Genomic DNA, 6321 nt, shown 5'->3' on the forward strand with positions numbered 1-6321 from the left:
ACCCGCGGAACGCTCGTCCACTTGTACCACCCCCTTTCAAGGATAAAATCCCCCCGCCGCTTTGCGGCGACCCCCTTGTTAAGGGGGTTAAAAAAAGGATAAAAAATAAAACCTCGTATATAATTCTCCCCTTAATAAGGGGAGATGCCGGCAGGCAGAGGGGATTTCTTACTCAGTTTATTGTGATGAATATATGCATATTTCTATTTGTGCAGCCAGCTCATCATGCCGCGTAGCTCTTTGCCCACAGTTTCGATGAGGTGCTCTTCGCCCATCCGTTTCAGGGCGTTGTATACCGGTCTTCCGGCCTGATTTTCCAGGATCCACTCACGGGCAAACTGGCCGGACTGAATCTCGCTGAGAATCTGGCGCATCTCCTCACGGGTTTCCTCGGTGATGATCCTTGTTCCGGTGACCAGGTCGCCATACTCGGCAGTGTCGCTGATGGAGCTGCGCATATTGGCGATGCCGCCTTCATAGATCAGGTCAACGATGAGCTTTACTTCATGGAGACATTCGAAATAAGCGATTTCCGGCTTGTAACCGGCCTCGACCAGGGTTTCGAAAGCTGCCCTGATAAGCTCGGTCAATCCGCCGCAAAGCACCACCTGTTCGCCGAAGAGGTCGGTTTCGGTCTCTTCGAGGAAAGTTGTCTCGATGATCCCGGCGCGGCCGGCGCCGATACCGCATGCATGAGCCAGGGCGAGTTCCCTGGCCTTTCCGGTGGGATCCTGCTGAACAGCGATAAGGGCTGGAACGCCGCCGCCCTGCTCAAACACACGCCGTACCAGATGGCCGGGCCCTTTGGGGGCGACCATGTACACATCCACATCTTTTGGAGGTTTTATCTGGCCGAAATGGATATTGAAACCGTGCGAGAATACCAGAGCCTTGCCCGGTTTGAGCCCCTTTTCGATGTCGCTCTTGTATATACGGGCCTGAAGTTCATCGGGAAGGAGTATCTGGATGATATCCGCTTTTTCAGCGGCTTCTGCGGCGCTTACGGGTTTAAATCCCATTTCCACAGCCAGTTTGTAATTCGCGGTATCCGGCAGCTCGGCAACGATTACCTTATATCCCGAATCGCGGAGATTCTGGCCCTGCGCATGTCCCTGGGAACCGAATCCGATGATGGCGATCGTTTTATTCTGCAATACGCTTCGGTCGGCGTCTTTGTCATAATACATCTTCATTGCGAACCTCCCTTTGATTATAACTTGATAAATGTGCTATACATGATGTAATAACAATTGAGTATTTTTTTGGTATAGATGCCGAAACGGTTTCATCGTTCCCGCTAAGCGGCAACAAGTTCGGCATGACGTCTTCACTGGTCACCCTTAACCCATTTGATGAAACCATTGCTGCCTCGCAGGTACTGTAAAGCCGTTGCTGCTTCGCAGGCACAATGAAACCGTGTCCTGCCCCCTCCGGGGGAAGGATGTCCGAAGGACAGAAAGGGGGCTGCATCCAATTATATCGTCCTTTGATAAATGCTAACTGTTTCATTTCCTTTCATGTATTCGAATTCAGTTCCCTTACCATGGCTACTTTGCCGGTGCGAACAAGCTCAACGATACCATACGGCTCCATGAGCTTGATGAACGCCTCGACTTTGTCCTCCGTTCCGGTGATCTGGATGGTGAGCGCGGTGTGGCCTATATCGATCACCTTGGCGCGGAAGACATCGGCCACTTCCAGAATCTCTGACCGCGCGCCGGTATCGCTTTTCACCTTTATCAGACACAGCTCCCGTGCAATATATGTGCCGTCCGGCAGATCGATCACTTCGATTACATCCACCAGTTTGTTAAGCTGTTTGATCACCTGATCCAGTACCCGGTCATCGCCATGAACCACAATGGTCATGCGAGAGACTGAAGGGGTATTGGTCTCCCCGACCGCAAGGCTGTCGATGTTGTAGCCGCGTGAGGAAAAAAGCCCGCTCACCCTGGCCAGAACGCCGAATTTGTTCTCCACGGTTACAGATATGGTGTGTTTCATATCTCATGACCCTCCATTATCTTGTAGATAGGCTCGCCGGGCGCCACCATCGGCCATACATTGGCCTCACGGTCGACTCTGAAATCAATGAACACCGGCCCCGGGATGTCGAGAGCCTTTTCAATCGCAGGCCGAACCTCTTCCGGACGCTCAACCCGGATTCCGTGGGCGCCATAGGCTTCGGCCAGCTTGACAAAATCCGGCTGGCACTCGATGTCGGTTCCCGAATACCGTTTATTAAAGAAAAGCTCCTGCCATTGACGAACCATGCCGAGGTAGCGGTTGTTGATTATTGCCACCTTCACCGGCACCTTCTCCTGAACAGCGGTAGCCAGCTCCTGGATATTCATCTGGATGGAACCGTCTCCGGCGATATCGAATACCACCTCTCCGGGACGCCCTATCTGGGCACCGATCGCCGCAGGAAAACCGAATCCCATCGTTCCCAGGCCTCCGGACGAGATGAACTGCCTCGGCTTATCGAATTTGTAGTAGAGGGCCGCCCACATCTGGTTCTGTCCCACCTCGGTGGTTATGATGGCCTCCCCTTTTGTAACCTCGTAGATTTGCTCCACCACATACTGAGGTTTCAGAACGCCGGGTTCGTCTACATAGAAAACCGGGCGCTCCCTTTTCATTTTTTCGATATGATCGTTCCAGCCGTTCCGGTTTCGTTTGTCCACCGCATCGAGGAGCTGGGTGAGGATGGCTTTCGCATCTCCGACCACGGGAATATCAACCTCCACATTCTTCGCGATGGCTGCAGGGTCCATATCGATATGGATAATCCGGGCGTGTGGGGCAAATTCCTCCACTTTTCCGGTCACCCTGTCGTCGAACCGAGCGCCGACGGCGATAACCAGGTCGCATTCGGTAAACGCCATATTGGCGGTATAGGTGCCATGCATGCCGGGCATTCCCACCCAAAGCGGATGGCTGGCCGGAAATCCGCCCAGTCCCATAAGGGTCGTGGTCACAGGAGCATTTATTTTTTCGGCGAACTGTATCAGCTCCTTATGGGCGCCGCTGATGATTATGCCGCCGCCGGCATAAATGAACGGTTTTTCCGACTCCCTCACCGCTTTCACCACGGCCTCGATGGATTCCGCGTCGGCATAGTTCGGCACACGGTATCCCGGCGGGATAATCGGTTTATCCGGCCATTTGAAATTGATCATCCCCGTGCTCACATCCTTGGGAATGTCCACCAGGACCGGGCCGGGCCTGCCGGTGGAGGCGATGTAAAACGCCTGGCTGATGATATCCGCCATCTTCCCTGTTTCACTGACCAGGTAATTGTGCTTGGTTATCGGCCGGGTTATTCCGGTTATGTCCGCTTCCTGAAACGCGTCGGTGCCGATTAGCGGCATGGAAACCTGGCCGGTGAACGCCACCAGGGGTATGGAATCCATGTAGGCATTCGCGATACCGGTAACCAGGTTGGTAGCGCCCGGCCCTGATGTTGAAATACACACCCCGGTTTTACCGGTGGCACGGGCATAACCGTCCGCCGCATGGGCTGCTGCCTGCTCATGGCGGGTGAGCACAAAACGGATGTCATGGGCATCGTAGAGCTTGTCGAAGATGGGCATTATCTGCCCCCCCGGGTATCCGAAGAGAACTTCGACCTTTTCTTTCCTCAGACACTCGATAAATATATCAGAACCGCTTAATTTCATGGAGTACCTCATTAGTATTCTAAACATGATTGATTTTATATCGATGTGTAAATAGATGCCGAAACGGTTTCATCGTTCCCGTGAAACGGCAACAAGTTCGGCATGACACGTGTCATCCTGAACTCGTTTCAGGATATATTCGCTATTCGAATATCATCATGTCATTTTTTATTCTTTGAATATAGCTCCTGTGGCTGCCGAAGTCACCAGTTTTGCATACCGGGCAAGATAACCCTTCTTGATTTTCGGTTCCGGCGGCGTCCAGGAAGCCATACGCTTCTTTTTTTCCTCCCCGCTGATGAGGAGATCGATTGTGCGGCCGGGGATGTCGATGAGAATCTCATCCCCTTCCCGTACAATACACAACGGGCCGCCCTCCATCGCTTCGGGTGATATATGACCAATGCAGGGGCCGCGTGTTCCGCCGCTGAATCTGCCGTCGGTGATAAGCGCTACCGAGTCGGAAAGGCCCATGCCGGTAATTGCAGCCGTTCCCTGGAGCATTTCACGCATACCGGGACCTCCTTTCGGTCCTTCATAACGCACCACCACCACATCGCCGGGGTTGATTTTACGGTTGAAAATGGCTTCAAGCGATTCCTCTTCGGAGTCGAACACCCGTGCTTTTCCTTTGAATACCATTGTCTTTTCCGATACCGCGCTCTGTTTCACTACCGCGCCGTCCGGGGCCAGCGATCCGCGCAGTATTGCGATTCCGCCTTCACGGTGATAGGGATTATCCAGACCGTGAATGACCTTCGGTTCGGACACCTCATGCTGCGCCTGGATTTCTTTCACACTTACACCGCTGACAGTGGGGTTATCGCGGAGTTTGTCTCCGAGCACATGCATGACCGCCGGAATCCCGCCGGCATATTCCAGGTCTTCCAGAAAGTGCTCGCCGCCGGGCAGGAGCGATGTGATGTGCGGAGTATCCCTGGAAAGACGGTCAAATTCGTCCAGGGGCAGTTCCACACCTGCCTCATGCGCGATTGCCGGAAGGTGGAGAACGGTATTGGTCGAGCCGCCAAGCGCCATGTCCATACGAATGGCGTTTTGAAAGGCTTCACGGGTCATGATATCGCAGGGTTTGATGTCCTGACGGATCAAATCGCAAATCTTTTCTCCGGAGCGGAAGGCGATCCTCCGCTTTTTGGCAAAACCGGCAAGAGCGGTTCCGCAGCCGACCAGCGACATGCCCATAGTCTCTGTCAGGCAGGCCATGGTATTGGCGGTATAAAGTCCCTGGCAGGAGCCCTGTCCCGGACAGGCTTCAATCTCCAGGCAGGTAAGCTCTTCCTCGGTGATGAGTCCCTGACGGTACCGGCCGATAGCTTCGAATGTATCGCCGACAAGGGAGAGACGACGGTTATGCAGGTTGCCGGAATACATGGGGCCTGCTGTGACCACGATGGCGGGAACATTGAGCCGGGCTGCAGCCATAAGCATTCCCGGAGTGATTTTATCGCAGTTGGTCAAAAGCACAACGCCGTCGAGCTTGTGCGCCATCATGACGCATTCGATGGCATCGGCGATGAGTTCACGGGTGCAGAGGCTGTATTTCATGCCGCTGTGTCCCATGGCGATGCCGTCGCACACAGCCGGTATGCCAAAAATGAAAGCGCTTCCCCCTCCTGTATGAATCCCTTTCTCGATAAATCGCTCCAAATCGCGCATCCCGGAATGTCCGGGTACGAGATCGGTGAATGACGAGGCGATTCCCACCATCGGCGTTCCCATCTGTGAAGGGTCGATGCCGGTGGCGTACAGGAGAGACCGTGAGGCGGCCTTCTCGTATCCTTTTGTTATGTCGCTGCTTCTCATGTATGCGCCCCTTAGATGATGTTATGAGTGCCTAAGTGCCTGAGTGCCTTAGTAAAGGAAGAAAAAAAACCAGTCTGAACCTTGATTCGCTTGATTTCAGGATTAACTTGATTAGATCCTGAAACGAGTTCAGGATGACATGTGTCATGCCGAACTTGTTTCGGCATCTTTCTGAACCCGTGTCATGCCGAACTTGTTGCCGCTTCGCGGGAACGATGAAACCGTTTCAGCATCTATATCCGATCACTAACATTTTCAGATTGCATACACGGATTCTTTTTTCCTGTCTCCTGACTCCTGACTTCTTTCTTTTAAAAACATAATTCCCCGCTTCCTTCCGGGATTTCTCCTGAGGCTCCTAACGAACTTTATCATCTGGCAAGGTAAATCAGGTTCGAAGGGTGGCCTCAAAAATCCGCCAATACCGGCAGGATTACTACGAGGCCAATAAGCAGATTAATTCGATGAAGCGCTGTATAGCATAAAGAAACGAAAAAACCGGGAATACATGCAGATGCAGTATAGGACATCATATCGGGCATATTTTTAGTTATACCCGTCATATTTCCACCCCTGACAACCCGGTTTATCATCTGACATCCATCCGTGGAAAAGAAACAAGTGAGGCAGCTTGATTTTACGCACCGGAATAAAATAGTTTAAATAAGACAAAGATGTCAAGAAAAATAATATGTTAATTCGCTTATCGAGTTAACTCCGCATAGGTAATAGTGGAGGTATTCAGACAAGCAGTTAAGAGTCTGTCAGTAATCAGTAATTCATTGAATCGCCGGTTAAAGCGATAACAAAATTC

Annotated in this window: 5 protein-coding genes; all 5 read right to left on the reverse strand. The window is 52.3% G+C overall.

The features are described 5' to 3' along the window. Window positions 1-203 precede the first annotated feature (203 nt). Complete coding sequence (gene ilvC / locus Q8O92_08245) at window positions 204-1193, reverse strand: ketol-acid reductoisomerase (GenBank protein MDP2983304.1); 990 nt, start codon at window positions 1191-1193, stop codon at window positions 204-206. Between the two features lie 322 nt (window positions 1194-1515). Beyond that, window positions 1516-2004 (reverse strand): acetolactate synthase small subunit, encoded by a 489-nt coding sequence (gene ilvN, locus Q8O92_08250; protein ID MDP2983305.1) that lies wholly within the window; start codon window positions 2002-2004, stop codon window positions 1516-1518. Next, complete coding sequence (gene ilvB / locus Q8O92_08255; protein MDP2983306.1) at window positions 2001-3683, reverse strand: biosynthetic-type acetolactate synthase large subunit; 1683 nt, start codon at window positions 3681-3683, stop codon at window positions 2001-2003. Before ilvB ends, ilvN begins: the two co-directional genes overlap by 4 nt. Window positions 3684-3851: 168 nt before the next feature. Continuing rightward, window positions 3852-5507 (reverse strand): dihydroxy-acid dehydratase, encoded by a 1656-nt coding sequence (gene ilvD / locus Q8O92_08260; GenBank protein ID MDP2983307.1) that lies wholly within the window; start codon window positions 5505-5507, stop codon window positions 3852-3854. 703 nt (window positions 5508-6210) lie between these two features. Further along, a partial coding sequence (locus tag Q8O92_08265; GenBank protein ID MDP2983308.1) for an IS1595 family transposase occupies window positions 6211-6321 on the reverse strand: 111 nt, incomplete at its 5' end.

Source organism: Candidatus Latescibacter sp., from assembly GCA_030692375.1.
In the GTDB taxonomy this organism is placed as follows: domain Bacteria; phylum Latescibacterota; class Latescibacteria; order Latescibacterales; family Latescibacteraceae; genus JAUYCD01.